The sequence below is a fragment of the Pseudomonas capeferrum genome (assembly GCF_000731675.1).
Taxonomy (GTDB): Bacteria; Pseudomonadota; Gammaproteobacteria; order Pseudomonadales; family Pseudomonadaceae; genus Aquipseudomonas; species Aquipseudomonas capeferrum.
In genome coordinates, this window is sequence record NZ_JMIT01000003.1 from 161,881 (window position 1) to 177,703 (window position 15,823).

14 protein-coding genes are annotated in these 15,823 nt (G+C 63.2%); 5 read left to right on the forward strand and 9 right to left on the reverse strand.

Annotation, left to right across the window (positions count from 1 at the left end; translation table 11 throughout):
* Positions 1-205: 205 nt before the first annotated feature.
* From leuS to PC358_RS18430, 5 genes are all read left to right on the forward strand, one after another.
* Positions 206-2,812 (forward strand): leucine--tRNA ligase, encoded by a 2,607-nt coding sequence (gene leuS / locus PC358_RS18410; RefSeq protein ID WP_033701708.1) that lies wholly within the window; start codon positions 206-208, stop codon positions 2,810-2,812.
* 60 nt (positions 2,813-2,872) lie between these two features.
* Positions 2,873-3,478 (forward strand): LPS-assembly lipoprotein LptE, encoded by a 606-nt coding sequence (locus PC358_RS18415; protein WP_033701709.1) that lies wholly within the window; start codon positions 2,873-2,875, stop codon positions 3,476-3,478.
* A gap of 37 nt (positions 3,479-3,515) precedes the next feature.
* The gene (gene holA / locus PC358_RS18420; protein WP_033701710.1) at positions 3,516-4,553 is read left to right on the forward strand and encodes a DNA polymerase III subunit delta; all 1,038 of its coding nucleotides are present in this window, start codon (positions 3,516-3,518) and stop codon (positions 4,551-4,553) included.
* A gap of 144 nt (positions 4,554-4,697) precedes the next feature.
* Entirely contained in the window at positions 4,698-4,862 is a 165-nt protein-coding gene (gene arfA, locus PC358_RS18425; protein WP_016501800.1) for an alternative ribosome rescue factor ArfA, read from the forward strand.
* Positions 4,863-4,922: 60 nt separating this feature from the next.
* Positions 4,923-6,239: a lytic murein transglycosylase gene (locus tag PC358_RS18430; protein WP_033701712.1), complete on the forward strand. Its 1,317-nt coding sequence runs from the start codon at positions 4,923-4,925 to the stop codon at positions 6,237-6,239.
* Positions 6,240-6,266: 27 nt separating this feature from the next.
* Here PC358_RS18430 and PC358_RS18435 read toward each other — a convergent pair whose 3' ends face one another.
* The 9 genes from PC358_RS18435 to mrdA all read right to left on the reverse strand — a co-directional run bounded on the left by PC358_RS18435 (position 6,267) and on the right by mrdA (position 15,819).
* Positions 6,267-7,205: a S66 peptidase family protein gene (locus PC358_RS18435; RefSeq protein WP_033701713.1), complete on the reverse strand. Its 939-nt coding sequence runs from the start codon at positions 7,203-7,205 to the stop codon at positions 6,267-6,269.
* Between the two features lie 135 nt (positions 7,206-7,340).
* Positions 7,341-8,357 carry a lipoyl synthase gene (gene lipA, locus PC358_RS18440; RefSeq protein ID WP_033701714.1) on the reverse strand — a complete coding sequence of 339 codons (1,017 nt, stop codon included), beginning with the start codon at positions 8,355-8,357 and terminating at the stop codon, positions 7,341-7,343.
* A 2-nt stretch (positions 8,358-8,359) separates the two neighbouring features.
* On the reverse strand, positions 8,360-9,007 hold the full coding sequence (lipB, locus tag PC358_RS18445; RefSeq protein WP_033701715.1) for a lipoyl(octanoyl) transferase LipB: 648 nt from the start codon (positions 9,005-9,007) through the stop codon (positions 8,360-8,362).
* Entirely contained in the window at positions 9,007-9,282 is a 276-nt protein-coding gene (locus tag PC358_RS18450; protein ID WP_033701716.1) for a DUF493 domain-containing protein, read from the reverse strand. The genes lipB and PC358_RS18450 overlap by 1 nt, the downstream gene beginning before the upstream one ends.
* Positions 9,283-9,357: 75 nt before the next feature.
* A complete protein-coding gene (locus tag PC358_RS18455; protein ID WP_033701717.1) occupies positions 9,358-10,518 on the reverse strand; it encodes a D-alanyl-D-alanine carboxypeptidase family protein in 1,161 nt (386 codons plus the stop codon).
* A 240-nt stretch (positions 10,519-10,758) separates the two neighbouring features.
* Positions 10,759-11,760 (reverse strand): septal ring lytic transglycosylase RlpA family protein, encoded by a 1,002-nt coding sequence (locus tag PC358_RS18460; protein ID WP_033701718.1) that lies wholly within the window; start codon positions 11,758-11,760, stop codon positions 10,759-10,761.
* Positions 11,760-12,770 carry a lytic murein transglycosylase B gene (gene mltB, locus PC358_RS18465; protein WP_033701719.1) on the reverse strand — a complete coding sequence of 337 codons (1,011 nt, stop codon included), beginning with the start codon at positions 12,768-12,770 and terminating at the stop codon, positions 11,760-11,762. The genes PC358_RS18460 and mltB overlap by 1 nt, the downstream gene beginning before the upstream one ends.
* 17 nt (positions 12,771-12,787) lie before the next feature.
* Positions 12,788-13,891 (reverse strand): rod shape-determining protein RodA, encoded by a 1,104-nt coding sequence (gene rodA, locus PC358_RS18470; RefSeq protein ID WP_050506153.1) that lies wholly within the window; start codon positions 13,889-13,891, stop codon positions 12,788-12,790.
* A 38-nt stretch (positions 13,892-13,929) separates the two neighbouring features.
* Entirely contained in the window at positions 13,930-15,819 is a 1,890-nt protein-coding gene (gene mrdA, locus PC358_RS18475) for a penicillin-binding protein 2 (RefSeq protein ID WP_033701721.1), read from the reverse strand.
* Between the last annotated feature and the right edge of the window lie 4 nt (positions 15,820-15,823).

Here is a 15,823-nt window from a genome sequence, read left to right on the forward strand (position 1 = left end):
GAATATCTCCCCCCACATCTGAGCTTAGCGTCACTCTAAAAAGCAGCCGTTTGCCGCGACCAGCGGCCATTAGCAATCAAGGTTTCCCACGATGCGCGGCGCTGCTGTATGCTACGGCGTTCACTCTAAACGACACCGGAGTACCGGTTGCAGCGAGGTTCCGCTGCCTGGAACAAGGTCTCTTCTCTCTCAGCCAAAAGTAGCCATGCACGAACAATACACGCCCCGTGATATCGAAGCCGCCGCCCAGAACTTCTGGGACGAGCAACAATCGTTCGCTGTTACCGAACAGCCAGGCAAAGACACTTACTATTGCCTATCGATGTTCCCGTACCCGAGCGGCAAGCTACACATGGGCCACGTGCGCAACTACACCATCGGTGACGTGATTGCCCGCTACCAGCGCATGCTGGGCAAAAACGTCCTGCAGCCGATGGGCTGGGACGCCTTCGGCATGCCCGCGGAAAACGCGGCGATGAAAAACAACGTCGCCCCGGCCAAGTGGACATACGAAAACATCGACTACATGAAGACCCAGCTCAAGAGCCTGGGCCTGGCCATCGACTGGGCACGTGAAGTCACCACCTGCAAGCCGGACTACTACCGCTGGGAACAGTGGCTGTTCACCCGCCTGTTCGAAAAGGGCGTCATCTACCGCAAGAACGGTACCGTCAACTGGGACCCGGCCGACCAGACCGTGCTCGCCAACGAGCAGGTCATCGACGGCCGCGGCTGGCGTTCGGGCGCGCTGATCGAAAAGCGCGAAATCCCGATGTACTACTTCCGCATCACCGACTATGCAGACGAGCTGCTGGAAAGCCTCGACGAGTTGCCGGGCTGGCCTGAACAGGTCAAGACCATGCAGCGCAACTGGATCGGCAAGTCGCGCGGCATGGAAGTGCAGTTCCCGTTCGACCAGGCCAGCATCGGCCACGAAGGCACCCTCAAGGTCTTCACCACCCGCCCCGACACACTGATGGGCGCCACCTACGTCGCAGTCGCCGCCGAACACCCGCTGGCCACCCAGGCCGCCCAGGGCAACCCGGCGCTGCAGGCGTTCATCGACGCGTGCAAGAGCGGTAGCGTCGCCGAGGCCGACATGGCCACCCAGGAGAAGAAGGGCATGCCCACTTCCCTGTTCGTCGACCACCCGCTGACCGGCGAGAAGCTGCCGGTGTGGGTCGCCAACTACGTATTGATGCATTACGGCGATGGCGCGGTGATGGCCGTGCCGGCCCACGACGAGCGCGACTTCGAGTTCGCCCACAAGTACAACCTGCCGGTCAAGGCCGTGGTGCGCACCAGCGCTGGCGATGACGTCGGCAACGAGTGGCTGGCCGCCTATGGCGAGCATGGCCAGCTGATCAACTCCGGCGAGTTCGACGGCCTGGACTTCGCCGGCGCCTTCGACGCCATCGAGGCCGCCCTGATCCGCAAGGACCTCGGCAAGTCGCGTACCCAGTTCCGCCTGCGCGACTGGGGCATCAGCCGTCAGCGCTACTGGGGCTGCCCGATCCCGATCATCCACTGCCCGTCCTGCGGCGACGTGCCGGTACCGGAAGACCAACTGCCGGTCACCCTGCCGGAGAACGTGGTACCGGACGGCGCCGGCTCGCCACTGGCGCGCCTGCCAGAATTCTACGAATGCACCTGCCCGAAATGCGGCACCGCGGCCAAGCGCGAAACCGATACCATGGACACCTTCGTCGAGTCGTCCTGGTACTTCGCCCGCTACGCCTCGCCAAACTACGATCAGGGCCTGGTCGACCCGAAAGCGGCCAACCACTGGCTGCCGGTCGACCAGTACATCGGCGGCATCGAGCATGCGATCCTGCACCTGCTGTACGCGCGCTTCTTCCACAAGCTGATGCGTGACGAAGGCCTGGTCACGTCGAACGAGCCGTTCAAGAACCTGCTGACCCAGGGCATGGTGGTCGCCGAGACCTACTACCGCGTCGCCAGCAACGGTGGCAAGGACTGGTTCAACCCGGCCGACGTCGAAATCGAGCGTGACGCCAAGGCCAAGATCATTGGTGCGCGGCTGAAGACCGACGGCCTGCCGGTGGAAATCGGCGGCACCGAGAAGATGTCGAAGTCGAAGAACAACGGCGTCGACCCGCAATCGATGATCGAAGCCTACGGCGCCGACACTTGCCGCCTGTTCATGATGTTCGCCTCGCCACCAGACATGAGCCTGGAGTGGTCCGACTCCGGCGTCGAAGGTGCAAGCCGCTTCCTGCGCCGTGTCTGGCGCCTGGCCCAGGGCCACGTCAACCAGGGCCTGCCGGGCACGCTGGATGTCGCCGCGCTGGACGACGCGCAAAAAACCATCCGTCGCGCCATCCATGCCGCCATCAAGCAGGCCAGCACCGACGTGGGCCAGTACCACAAGTTCAACACCGCCATTGCCCAGGTGATGACCGTGATGAACGTGCTGGAAAAGGCCCCGCAAGCCACCGAACAGGACCGCGCCCTGCTGCAGGAAGGCCTGGAAGCCGTGACGCTGCTGCTGGCACCGATCACCCCGCACATCTCCCACGAACTGTGGAAGGCGCTGGGCCACGACCAGGCGGTCATCGATGCTGGCTGGCCAGCGGTCGACGAGAGCGCGCTGGTGCAGGACAGCATCGTCCTGGTGGTACAGGTCAACGGCAAGCTGCGTGGCCAGGTCGAAATGCCGGCCGCCGCCAGCCGCGAGGAAATCGAAGCCGCCGCCCGCAGCAACGAGAATGTCCTGCGCTTCATCGATGGCCTGACCATCCGCAAGGTCATCGTGGTGCCGGGCAAGCTGGTCAACATCGTCGCCAATTGATGGCACGCCCGCCCGCAGCCACTGCGGGCGGGCGGTACAGGCCCAAGAGGGAGCAACAACATGATCAAACGCAATCTGCTGGTAATCGGCCTGGCCGTTTTGCTCAGCGCCTGCGGTTTCCAGCTGCGCGGCACTGGCTCTACCGAGCTGAGTGTCAAGGAGATGGACGTCAGTGCACGTAATGCCTATGGCGAAACCGTGACCGAACTGCGCCAGGTGCTGGAGCGCAGCGGCGTCAACGTGCACGCCGGCGCACCGTACCGCCTGGTCCTGACCAACGAGCAGGAAAACCAGCGCGCCGCGACCTACAGCGGTGGCAGCCGCTCGGCCGAGTACGAGCTGACCACGGTGCTGAACTACAGCATCCAGGGCCTGAACAACCTGGAACTGCTCAGCGACAAGCTGGAAGTGCGCAAGATCTACGTGCGTGACGCCTCCAACATCACCGGTTCCGAGCAGGAAGCCAATCGGGCACGTGAAGAAATGCGCCGCGACCTGGTCAACGCCATGGTTGTACGCCTGCAAATGCTGACCCCGGCCCAACTGGACGAGCTGCAGGTCAAAGCCGACGAACGCGCCAAGGCCGAAGCCGACGCGCTGGAAGCGGCCCGCAGCCAGCAGGCTGAAACGCCGCAGCAGTCGCCACTGGAAGTTCCGGGCAACTGAGCCCGCGCGGGGCACCCCGGTGCCCCGCCTGTTTCCAATGAAACTCGCCCCCGCCCAACTCAACAAGCACCTGCAAGGCGCCCTGGCACCGGTCTACGTGGTCAGTGGCGACGACCCGTTGCTGTGCCAGGAAGCCGCCGATGCCATCCGTGGCGCCGCACGCCAGCAGGGTTTCGACGAACGCCAGGTGTTCAGCGCCGACGCCAATTTCGACTGGGGCACCCTGCTTCAGGCCGGTGCCAGCCTTTCCCTGTTCGCCCAGCGCCGCCTGCTGGAACTGCGCCTGCCCTCTGGCAAACCCGGGGACAAGGGCGCCGCCGCGTTAATGGAGTACTGCGCCAACCCGGCCGAGGACACGCTGCTGCTGATCAGCCTGCCCAAGCTCGACGGCAGCGCGCAGAAGACCAAATGGGGCAAGGCCCTGATCGAAGGCGCCCACTGCCAGTTCATCCAGATCTGGCCGGTAGATGCCCACCAGCTACCCCAGTGGATCAACCAGCGGCTGTCACAGGCGGGCCTTTCGGCGCAGCGTGATGCGGTCGACCTGATTGCCGCACGCGTCGAAGGCAACCTGCTGGCCGCCGCCCAGGAAATCGAAAAGCTCAAGCTGCTGGCCGAGGGTAACCAGATCACCGTGGAGACCGTGCAGTCGGCAGTCGCCGACAGCGCCCGCTTCGATGTCTTCGGGCTGGTCGATGCCATTCTCAATGGCGAAGCCGCGCATGCCCTGCGCATGCTCGAAGGGCTGCGCGGTGAAGGCGTGGAGCCACCGGTGATTCTGTGGGCACTGGCCCGCGAGCTGCGGCAACTGGCCGGGCTGGCTCAGCAGTTCAGCCAGGGCGTACCGCTGGACAAAGCCTTCAGCCAAGCACGACCACCGGTGTGGGATAAACGCCGCCCGCTGGTCAGCAAAGCACTGCAGCGCCTTTCCGCGCAGCGTTGGGCCCAGCTGTTGCAGGATGCCCAACGTATCGATGCGCAGATCAAAGGGCAGGCCGAGGGGTCGCCTTGGACCGGGCTGGCGCGGCTTTCGTTGTTGATGGCGGGGCAGCGATTGGCGCTTCCTTCGCAATAGCCGGGCGCGCTGCGCGCGCCTTTCGCGACGCAAGGCCGCCCCTACGAGCGTCGCGTACTGCCACCCATAAACACAATCAATTGGCCCGTAGTAGCCCTGGGGCCTACAGTGCGCCCCGAAAGCCACCCATCGGGAACCTGCACCATGAGCAAAAAGCCGAAAAAGCACGGCCCCAACAAGGCCAAGTCGATCGTCGCCCAGCCCCTGTTCCGCTGCCGCCAGGAACAACCAGACAAGGGCAAAGGCAGCTACCGCCGCGAAGCCTTCCAATCGAGAGATTGGGAGGCTTCTTACTTTTTGGCCGCATGAAAGCATCGAAAGCGCAGGCATGGTATGGTCGGCACCTGACCTGAAATTCTGGATCTGTGCATGCTCTTCAGTCTTCTCCCCCGTTGGAAATCCCGTCAGCTGATCGCGGCCTCCAGCTTCATCCTGCTCGTCGCCTGTGCGGAAAAGCCCACCGCCGCCGATGCCTTGCCGCTGGCCCCTGCCCAGCCCGCTCCAGTGGTGAACCTGCCCGGTGCAACGCCCGACGCCAGCACTGAGATCCAACCCCTGCAAACCTTCGCGCAATGGCAGGCTGGCTTCCGCCAACAAGCGCTGCAGGCCGGTATTTCGCCCAACACCTTCGACCGTGCATTCCTCGGTGTTACCCCCGACCTGGACGTGATCAAGGCCGACCGCAGCCAGCCTGAGTTCAGCCGGCCGGTGTGGGAGTACCTTGAAGGCGCCCTGTCGCCACTGCGTGTGCGCAACGGCAAGAAACTGCTGGAGCAGAATGCAGAGCTGCTGACCCGACTCGAACAGCGCTATGGCGTGGATCGCCAGGTGCTGGTTTCGGTCTGGGGCATGGAAAGCAACTTCGGCCAGTTCCAGGGCAGCAAGTCGGTCATTCGCTCGCTGGCGACCCTGGCCTACGAAGGCCGCCGCCCGCAGTTCGCCCAGGACCAACTGATTGCCGCCCTGCAGATCCTGCAGAACGGTGACATCCAGCCGGAGGCCATGCGCGGTTCGTGGGCCGGTGCAATGGGCCAGACCCAGTTCATTCCGACTACCTACAACACCCATGCGGTGGATTTCGACGGCGATGGCCGCCGGGACATCTGGAACAGCACCCCGGACGCCCTGGCCTCGACCGCGCACTACCTGCAAAGCTCCGGCTGGAAGCGTGGCCAACCCTGGGGCTTTGAAGTGCAGGTGCCGGCAGGTTTCGACTTCTGGCTGGCGGATGGTTCGCTGCGCAAGCCGGTGAGCGAGTGGCTGCAACTGGGCGTGACACTGCCAGCCGGCACCCAACTGCCCGCCAACAGCAATCAGCTGTCCGCCGCCCTGCTGCTGCCTGCGGGCGCTCGCGGCCCGGCGTTCCTGGTACTGGACAACTTCCGCGCGATCCTCAAGTACAACAACTCATCGTCCTATGCCCTGGCAGTGAGCCTGTTGGGTGATCGGTTCTCAGGCTGGGGATTCATTGCCGGCAGCTGGCCGAAAGAGGACCTGCCCCTGAGCCGCAGCGAACGCATGGAGCTGCAGCACCTGCTCAATGCCAGCGGGCATGACGCGGGCAATGCCGACGGCATCATTGGCGCCAATACCCGCAAGGCCATTCGCACCGCCCAGCAGGGGTTGGGTTGGCCGGCGGATGGGTATCCGACGCACAAGCTGCTTGAGAGCTTGCGTCAGCGTTGAGGCAGTTGGGGCTGCGCCGCAGCCCCATCAAGCCCTGAACAGATCCTGCTGCAACACCAGGCTCATCTTCTCGCTGTCCAGCACCACCTCGGCTCCCAGCGGCAAGCACACATTCGGGTCACAATGCCCACTGCGCCACCCGGCCAGCACAGGCACACCCAGCGGCCCGAAAATGTCCTGCAGCAACGGCGTCATAGCCGCCACGGTAATACCGGCGAAATCCCCCACCAGCACCCCCTTCACCCCTGCAAGCTTGCCCGCCAGGCGTAACTGGGTCAGCAAACGGTCCACGCGAAACAGCGGCTCGTTGACGTCTTCGATGAACAAGATGCAGCCCTGCGTATCGATCTGGGCCACAGTGCCCAGGGTCGCACCCAGCATCGACAGGTTGCCGCCCAACAAACGCCCGCTGGCAACACCCGGCACTACGCAGCTCAGGGCAAAGTCTGCCGGATGAGCGATCGCGTCCCCCGCCCCTACCTGCCCCATCAACTGGGCCACCAGCGACGACTCGGTCGGTTGCTGCTTGGCACCTAGCAGGTCGGCATTGAGCATCGCCCCATGAAAGGTAATCAACCCGGTCTTGCGGTAGATGGCCGTGTGCAGCGCGGTGATGTCGCTGTAGCCGATCAGCGGCTTGGGATTACGCCGAATGAGCTCAAAATCGAGCCTATCGAGCAAACGCATGCTGCCGTACCCCCCGCGCATGCACACAATCGCATCGATGGCTGGATCGGCGAAGGCATCGTGAAGGTCCTGCAGCCTTTGCTGATCGGTACCTGCGAGGTAACCCTGGGCCTCTTCCACCCCCGGGTAGATACGGCAACGGTAGCCACGCCCGGCAAACCATTGGCTGGCCTTTTGCGCATCCAGCCGTGCCGGACCGGCCGGGGCGACGATGGCAAAGCAGGCATTGCCTGGCAGTGCAACAGGTAGGCGTGACTCGGTGCGTTCAGTGCAGTACATCGTGCAACTCCTTGCAGGTATAGGGCCGCCCAAATCTAAATACGCAAGGCTTTCCAACACAGTAGGAAAAAAGCCTAAACAAAAATGCCGATGCCGCCTTTCGGCGCGCATCGGCATGTGTGGCTCAGACCAGGCTCAGAGCTTGATCTTGGCTTCGTGAGCCTGCTGGTCGGCATGGTACGAAGAACGCACCAGCGGGCCGGAGGCGACGTTCTTGAAGCCCATCTTGTAGCCTTCCTCGGCGAACCAGGCGAAGGTGTCGGGGTGCACGAAACGCTGCACCGGCAAGTGGCTGCGCGACGGCTGCAGGTACTGGCCGAGGGTCAGCATGTCGATCTCATGCTCGCGCATGCGCTGCATCACTTCGATGACTTCTTCGTCGGTCTCACCCAGGCCGAGCATCAGGCCCGATTTGGTCGGCACGTGCGGCACCATCTGCTTGAACTTCTGCAGCAGGTCCAGCGACCAATCGTAGTCCGAACCGGGGCGCGCTGCCTTGTAAAGGCGCGGTACGGTTTCCAGGTTGTGGTTGAACACATCCGGCGGCTCTTGCGCGGTGATCTGCAGGGCGACATCCATACGACCACGGTAGTCCGGGACCAAAGTTTCCAGCTGCACGCCCGGCGACAAGGCGCGGATCTCGCGAATGCAGTCGGCGAAGTGCTGGGCACCACCGTCACGCAGGTCGTCGCGGTCTACCGAGGTGATCACCACGTACTTCAGGCGCAGGTCGGCGATGGCGACCGCGAGGTTTTTCGGCTCATCGACGTCCAGTGCCTTCGGTCGGCCGTGGCCAACGTCGCAGAATGGGCAACGACGGGTGCAGATGTCACCCATGATCATGAAGGTCGCGGTACCGCCAGAGAAGCACTCGCCCAGGTTCGGGCAGGAGGCCTCTTCGCAGACGCTGTGCAGCTTGTGCTTGCGCAGCAGTTGCTTGATGCGGTCTACCTCGGGCGAAACCGGGATGCGCACACGGATCCAGTCGGGTTTCTTCGGCAGCTCATCGGTGGGGATGATCTTCACCGGGATGCGCGCCACCTTGTCGGCGCCACGCAGTTTGACCCCAGCTTCCACCTTCTTCGGCGCAGTGCGCGGGGTGGCATCCAGGGTAGGTATCAGGTTCGGCACGGCTTCTTGCACAGTTGTCATATTCAGTCGATTCCGCCCGTGAGGGTCGTCTGCTCAGCGTAGTCGAGGTGCTTGACCAGCTGTCCGCGCAGCCTTGTCCTGACCTCGTTGAGTTCGATCGGGCCTGCCTGATCGCGTAGCTGGGTCATGGCCAGCCCCGCATAGCCGCAGGGGTTGATTCGGCGGAATGGCGCAAGGTCCATGTCCACGTTCAGGGCAAGGCCGTGGAAAGAACGGCCGTTGCGGATTCGCAGGCCGAGGGAGGCGATCTTCGCTCCATCGACATAGACACCCGGGGCGTCGGGCTTGGCCGCGGCCTGGACATCGTAACTGGCAAGCAGGTCGATCAGCGCCTGCTCGATGCGGCTGACCAGCTCACGTACACCAAACCCCAGCCGCCGTACATCCAGCAGCAGGTAAGCCACCAACTGCCCGGGGCCGTGATAGGTCACCTGGCCACCGCGGTCGGTCTGCACCACCGGGATATCGCCCGGGATCAGCAGGTGCTCGGCCTTGCCAGCCTGGCCCTGGGTAAAGACCGAAGGGTGTTCGACCAGCCAGATTTCGTCCTGGCTGTCGGGCCCACGCTGCTCGGTAAAGCGACGCATGGCTTCCAGCACCGGTTCATAGGGCTGCAGGCCGAGATCGCGAAAACCGAGACAGGCGGACATCAGAGCACCATTTTCACGATGCCGGTAGCACGCAGGGCGCTATTGATATCGTGCAACTGATCCTCGCTGGTGGCAACGATGTGCAGTTGCACCGTGGTGTACTTGCCTTCCTTGCTCTGGCGCTCGGCCAAGGTCTGCATGTCGACCTCAGCATATTTCTTCAAGATCTCGATGACCGTGTCCTTGAAATTGACCACGGTGTCACCGATCACCTTGATCGGGTAATCAGCGCAGGGGAATTCGATCTTGTGCGACTTGACGTCAGGTTCGCTCATGGCGGAAACGGCCTCGTAAGCCGTGGCAACAACAACGCTCCCGCATGCACAGCGGGAGCGTGGCAGGTCACGTTATCAGTTGAACAACCCGTAGAAGAATAGACGGATGCTATCCCACATACGGCGGAAGAAACCACCTTCCTCGACGCCATCGAGGGCGATCAGGTCGGCGCTGTGAACCACGTTCTCGTCCAGTTTGACTTCCACTTTGCCGATCACGTCACCTTTGGCGATCGGCGCGGTGAGCTGCGGGTTCATGGTCATCGAAGCTTGCAAGCGCTTCAATTGGCCTTTAGGCATAGTCATGGTCAGGTCGTTGGCCAGGCCCGCCTTGACTTGGCTGGTGGCGCCCTTCCAGACCGGGGCCTGGGTCAGCTCGGTGCCCTTCTGGTAGAAGGTCTGGGTTTCGAAGAAGCGGAAGCCGTAGGTCAGCAGCTTCTGGGTCTCGGCGGCACGGGACTGCTCGCTGTTGGTGCCGAACACCACGGCGATCAGGCGCTGGCCGTCACGTACGGCCGAAGCCACCATGCAGTAACCGGCTTCGTCGGTGTGGCCGGTCTTCAGGCCATCGACGGTCTTGTCGCGCCACAGCAGCAGGTTGCGGTTGGGCTGCTTGATGTTGTTCCAGAAGAACTCTTTCTGCGAGTAGATCGCATAGTGGGCCGGGTCGACGTCAATGATCGCACGCGCCAGCAGGGCCATGTCATGCGCCGAGGAGTAGTGCTCCGTGTTCGGCAGGCCGGTCGGGTTCATGAAGTGGCTGTTGGACATGCCGAGGTCGGCGGCTGTCTTGTTCATCATGTCGGCGAAGGCGTCTTCGCTGCCGGCGATGTGCTCGGCCAGGGCGACCGAAGCATCGTTACCCGACTGGATGATGATGCCGTGCAGCAGGTCGCTGACCGTGACCTGGCTGCCGACCTTGATGAACATGCGCGAACCGCCGGTACGCCAGGCGTTTTCGCTGACGGTAACCGGATCGTTTTCACCGATCTGGCCACGGCGAATGTCCAGGGTGGCGATGTAGGCGGTCATCAGCTTGGTCAGGCTGGCCGGTGGCAGGCGCTCGTCACCGTTGTTCTCGACCAGCACGTTGCCGCTGGACGCGTCCATGAGTACGTAGGACTTGGCTGCCAGTTGCGGTGGTGCCGGCATCATTTGCTCTGCCGCGAAAGCAGCAGGCGTGATCATCAGCAGTACGGGCAGGCAAAGTCGTTTGGCAAGGTTGGTGATGTTCATCCGTCTCTCGAAAATCGCTAATGGTCTGAGATGTTCCCTGGGCCACGTCGTGTACCCAGCGCCAGTCAGTCTAGTTTTAAGGCCTTGGGCCGTGCCCACGAAGTGCGGCTTTATGTCGCTGCGGGCAAAAACGGCCATTGTACATGCGCGCGCCCGGCAATTCATGACAAAACCGACAGTTTGGTGTAGCGCGCTTCGCGGGTAAACCGCTTGGGTTTACCCGCGAAGAAGCCGACTCGGTCAGTCAGCTGTGACCAGCTTGGCCTGCCCCAAGTTCGCCAGGCGAATGCTGTCTTGCGCCTGCTGGATCTCACCTTGGCTGCCGATCGGCCCCAGACGCACGCGGTGCAGCGTCTGCTGGTTACGCACGATAGAGCTGATGAACACCGGTGCGCTGACCATGGTGCTCAGCTTCGAACGCAGCAACTCGGCGGCGTCCGGGTTGGCGAAGGCGCCCACCTGCAGGAAGCTGCCGCCGTTGCCCGCCGGCACATTGTTGCCGCCGACTTGCACGGGCACGACAGGCGCCGCGTGCTGCTGCGGTGGCGGGGTCCACTGCTCGACGCGGCCGGTGCTGGCCGGGATCGACTGGGTCTGCGCGACCTGAGGCTCCTTCAGCACCAACGGTGGCTGTTGGCCACGCTGGGCCCACCATTGTTGCGGGTCGATGCCTTCGACGCGCACATGCGCGGTGCCGATTTCGGCGTAGCCGAGCTTTTTCGCCGCTGCGTACGACAAGTCGATGATGCGGTCGGAATAGAACGGGCCACGGTCGTTGACCCGCAGGACCACGCTGCGGCCGTTGGCCAGGTTGGTCACCCGCACGTAGGCCGGCAGCGGCAAGGTCTTGTGCGCGGCGCTCATGCCGTACAGGTCATAGAGCTCGCCGTTGGCGGTGTTCTGCCCGTGGAACTTGGTGCCATACCACGACGCGGTACCCTCGGCGCGGTAGTTGCGCGATTCCTGCATCGGGTAGTAGGTCTTGCCCAGCACCGTGTACGGGTTGGCCTTGTAGTTGCCGGTGTGCACCGTCGGCGTGGCGTCGGGGATCTTGTTCACATCCACGTCCCACCACGGCGCACCGTCCTTGTGGGCACGGTTGATGTCCAGCCCGGGCTGCGTGCGCACGGTGTTACCGCTGCTTTGCGGGGTCGGGCGGCTGGAAGAACAGCTGGCCAGGGCCACGCCGACGGCGAGGCAGGTCAGCAGCTTGAAAGCGTTGGTAGAGATGATTGCGCGCATTACTTGACGCCCCGTGCTTGGACCAGCTGTTCCGAAAGCTGATGCACCGCCATGGCATACATCACGCTGCGGTTGTAGCGAGTGATCGCGTAGAAGTTCTTCAGGCCCATCCAGTACTCGGGGCCGTTTTCGCCCTCCAGGCGGAAGGCGGTAACCGGCAGATCATCGCGCAGCGCATCATGACTTGACCAGCCCAGCGCCCGCAACTCCCCGACCGTCTTCACCGGCTCGATACCGGTGGTCAGGCCTTCGTCGGCCCGCTCGCCCTGCACCATGGCACGACTGACCACGCCCTCGCCGGCCACCCAGCCATGGCGCTTGAAGTAGCTGGCGACACTGCCGATGGCATCGTCCGGGTTGTTCCAGATATTGATGTGACCATCGCCGTCGAAGTCCACGGCATAGTTGCGGAAACTGCTCGGCATGAACTGCGGCAGGCCCATGGCACCGGCGTAGGAACCCTTGAGCGTGAGCGGGTCAAGCTGCTCTTCGCGGGCCAGCAGCAGGAACTCGCGCAACTCCTTGCGGAAGAATTCGGCCCGCGGCGGGTAGTCGAAGCCCAGCGTCGACAGGGCGTCGATCACCCGGTAATTGCCGGTATTGCGGCCAAAGAAGGTCTCTACGCCGATGATCGAGACGATGACTTGCGCCGGCACCCCGTATTCCTGCTCGGCACGGGCCAGCACCGCTTCGTGCTGGCGCCAGAAGTCCACACCGCGGGCGATGCGCGCGTCGGTGATGAACATCGGCCGGTAGTCCTTCCACGGTTTGACCCGTTCGGCCGGCCGCGAGATGGCATCGAGGATCGACTGCTTACGCTGCACTTCGCGGAACACGCCGGTCAGCTGCTCACTGGCAAAGCCATAGTCACGGGCCATTTCGCCAACGAACTCGGCCACCTGGGGCGAGCCATCGTAGTCGCCCGCATGGGCCAGCTGGACAGCGCCGAACAGGCCCACCGCACCGATCCACGGCGTACAACGGGCAGCCCAGTTACGCACTGCTTGCATTAAATTCTTCACCTTATTCAAACCTGTGCGATCCATTTGCGGTGCGTATGGATCGACATCAGAACGCCAAACGCTGACAGCAGCGTCACCAACGAAGTTCCGCCATAGCTGATGAAGGGCAGCGGCACGCCCACCACGGGCAGAAGGCCGCTGACCATACCGATATTGACGAACACGTATACAAAGAAAGTCATCGTCAGGCTGCCCGCCAGCAGCTTGCCGAACAGGGTCTGCGCCTGGGCCGTGATCATCAGCCCGCGGCCGATCAGCAGCAGGTAGACGATCAGCAGCAGGCAGATGCCGACCAGGCCGAACTCCTCACCCAGCACCGCAATGATGAAGTCGGTGTGGCTCTCGGGCAAAAAGTCCAAGTGCGACTGGGTGCCCAGCAGCCAGCCCTTGCCAAAGACGCCGCCCGAGCCGATCGCGGCCTTGGACTGGATGATGTTCCAGCCGGTGCCCAGCGGGTCGCTTTCCGGGTCGAGGAAGGTCAGCACGCGCTGCTTCTGGTAGTCGTGCATGACGAAGAACCACATGGCCACCGCCACTGGCACCGCGGCGGCCACCACGCTGACGATCCAGCGCCAGCGCAGCCCCCCCATGAACAGCACGAAGGCACCGGAGGCGAGAATCAGCAGCGCCGTGCCCAGGTCAGGCTGGCGGACGATCAGAATGAACGGCACGCCGATCAGCACCAGGCTGATCGCCACATGCTTGAGGTGCGGCGGCAAGGTGCGCTTGGACAGGTACCAGGCGATGGTCGCCGGCATGATGATCTTCATGAACTCCGAGGGCTGGAAGCGGATCACCCCCGGGATGTTGATCCAGCGCGTCGCGCCCATTGCGTTGTGGCCCATGACGTCCACGACCACCAGCAACAGCACCCCCGTCAGGTAGGCCAACGGCACCCAGCGCGCCATGAAACGCGGCTCCAGCTGGGCGATGACGAACATCGACACCAGGCCGATGCCGAACGAGGTGGCCTGCTTGAGCAGCAGGTCCCAGTTCTTGCCACTGGCCGAATAGAGCACGAACAGGCTGCCGGCCGCGAGGGCCAGCAAAATGACCAGCAACGGTCCGTCGATATGAATGCGCTGCAGAAAACTGGCGCGCCGACGCATCACATCCTCGCTGGAGAGCATGCGATCGAAATTGTTCATCACAGGGCCGATTCCTGGGTAACGGTGGCGGGAGCGAACTCGGTCTTGAGCCGGCCGTGCTCGTCGAGCAACCAGGCGTCCATGATCTGGCGCACCACCGGTGCGGCGACGCCAGAGCCTGACTCGCCGTTCTCGACCATCACCGAAATCACGATCTTCGGGTCATCGGCCGGTGCAAAGGCGACGAACAAGGCGTGGTCGCGGTGGCGTTCCTGAAGTTTGTTGCGGTCGTATTTTTCGCCTTGCTTGATCGCCACCACCTGGGCGGTACCGCTCTTGCCGGCGATACGGTACTGGGCGCCAACCGCAGCCTTGCGCGCGGTACCCCGTGCGCCATGCATCACCTGCTCCATGCCATGGGTAACCTTGGCCCAGTCGGACTTGTCCCGCAGGATGATGTTTTCCATGGGGTTGTCGTCCACCGGTGGCTGGCCTTCGATGGTCTTGGCCAGGTGCGGGCGGTTCCACACGCCTTTGTTGGCGATCAACGCGGTGGCCTGGGCAAGCTGCAGCGGCGTGGCCTGCATGTAGCCCTGGCCGATACCGAGAATCAGGGTTTCACCGGGGAACCAGGCCTGGCGACGGGTGGCGCGCTTCCATTCACGCGACGGCATGAGCCCGGAGGACTCTTCGAACATGTCGAGGGACACCTTCTGGCCAATGCCGAACTTGTTCATGTAGGTGGACAGGCGGTCGATGCCCATCTTGTGGGCAAGGTCGTAGAAGTAGGTGTCGTTGGAGCGCATGATCGCGGTATCCAGGTCGACCCAGCCATCGCCAGAGCGGTTCCAGTTACGGTACTTGTGATCGTAATTGGGCAACTGGTAATAGCCTGGGTCGAACACCCGGCTGCCGGCATTGACAACGCCACTGTCCAGGCCGGCGATGGCCACCGCCGGCTTGATGGTCGAGCCGGGCGGGTACAGCCCGCGCAACACGCGGTTGAACAGCGGCCGGTCGATCGAATCACGCAGTTCGGCATAGGCCTTGAAGCTGATGCCGGTGACGAACAGGTTGGGGTCGAAGCTCGGCTGGCTGACCATTGCCAGCACCTCACCCGTGCGCGGATCGAGCGCAACTACCGCGCCGCGCCGGCCGCCCAGGGCCGCTTCGGCGGCTTCCTGCAGCTTGATGTCCAGGCTCAGGACGATGTCCTTGCCCGGCTTCGGGTCGGTACGCTTGAGCACCCGCAGCACCCGGCCGCGGGCGTTGGTCTCGACTTCTTCGTAACCGACCTGGCCGTGCAGGGCATCTTCGTAGAAGCGCTCGATACCGGTCTTGCCGATATGGTGCGTGCCGCTGTAATTCACCGGGTCCAGGGTTTTCAGCTCTTTCTCGTTGATGCGCCCGACATACCCCACCGAGTGCGCGAAGTGTGCACCCTGCGGATAGTGCCGCACCAACTGCGCGACCACTTCCACGCCCGGCAGGCGGAACTGGTTCACTGCCACACGGGCAATCTGCTCTTCGTTGAGCTCGAACAGGATGGGCACCGGCTCGAACGGCCGGCGGCCTTGGCGCATGCGTTTTTCGAAGAGGGCGCGGTCGTCCGCTGTCAGCTCCAGCACTTCGACGATGTTGTCCAGCACCACCTGCCAGTCCCCTGCGCGTTCACGGGTCATGGACAGGCTGAAGCTGGGCCGGTTATCGGCGATGATCACCCCGTTTCGGTCGAAGATCAGCCCGCGGGTCGGCGGGATCGGCTGCACATGCACCCGGTTGTTCTCCGACAGCGTCGAGTGGTAGTCGTACTGGATGATCTGCAGGTAATACAGCCGCGCGATCAAGACGCAGATAAGCAGCATGATCGCCACCGCGCCGACCACGACGCGGTTACGCACCAGGCGGGCGTCTTTCTCGTGGTCCTTGAGACGGATCGGCTGCGACATCGGA

Excerpts from the sequence above, each read along its gene's own strand:
- leuS (WP_033701708.1), top strand. The coding sequence starts at position 206 with ATGCACGAACAATACACGCCCCGTGATATCGAAGCCGCCGCCCAGAAC.
- PC358_RS18415 (WP_033701709.1), top strand. The coding sequence starts at position 2,873 with ATGATCAAACGCAATCTGCTGGTAATCGGCCTGGCCGTTTTGCTCAGC.
- holA (WP_033701710.1), top strand. The coding sequence starts at position 3,516 with ATGAAACTCGCCCCCGCCCAACTCAACAAGCACCTGCAAGGCGCCCTG.
- arfA (WP_016501800.1), top strand. The coding sequence starts at position 4,698 with ATGAGCAAAAAGCCGAAAAAGCACGGCCCCAACAAGGCCAAGTCGATC.
- PC358_RS18430 (WP_033701712.1), top strand. The coding sequence starts at position 4,923 with ATGCTCTTCAGTCTTCTCCCCCGTTGGAAATCCCGTCAGCTGATCGCG.
- PC358_RS18435 (WP_033701713.1), bottom strand. The coding sequence starts at position 7,205 with ATGTACTGCACTGAACGCACCGAGTCACGCCTACCTGTTGCACTGCCA.
- lipA (WP_033701714.1), bottom strand. The coding sequence starts at position 8,357 with ATGACAACTGTGCAAGAAGCCGTGCCGAACCTGATACCTACCCTGGAT.
- lipB (WP_033701715.1), bottom strand. The coding sequence starts at position 9,007 with ATGTCCGCCTGTCTCGGTTTTCGCGATCTCGGCCTGCAGCCCTATGAA.
- PC358_RS18450 (WP_033701716.1), bottom strand. The coding sequence starts at position 9,282 with ATGAGCGAACCTGACGTCAAGTCGCACAAGATCGAATTCCCCTGCGCT.
- PC358_RS18455 (WP_033701717.1), bottom strand. The coding sequence starts at position 10,518 with ATGAACATCACCAACCTTGCCAAACGACTTTGCCTGCCCGTACTGCTG.
- PC358_RS18460 (WP_033701718.1), bottom strand. The coding sequence starts at position 11,760 with ATGCGCGCAATCATCTCTACCAACGCTTTCAAGCTGCTGACCTGCCTC.
- mltB (WP_033701719.1), bottom strand. The coding sequence starts at position 12,770 with ATGCAAGCAGTGCGTAACTGGGCTGCCCGTTGTACGCCGTGGATCGGT.
- rodA (WP_050506153.1), bottom strand. The coding sequence starts at position 13,891 with ATGCGTCGGCGCGCCAGTTTTCTGCAGCGCATTCATATCGACGGACCG.
- mrdA (WP_033701721.1), bottom strand. The coding sequence starts at position 15,819 with ATGTCGCAGCCGATCCGTCTCAAGGACCACGAGAAAGACGCCCGCCTG.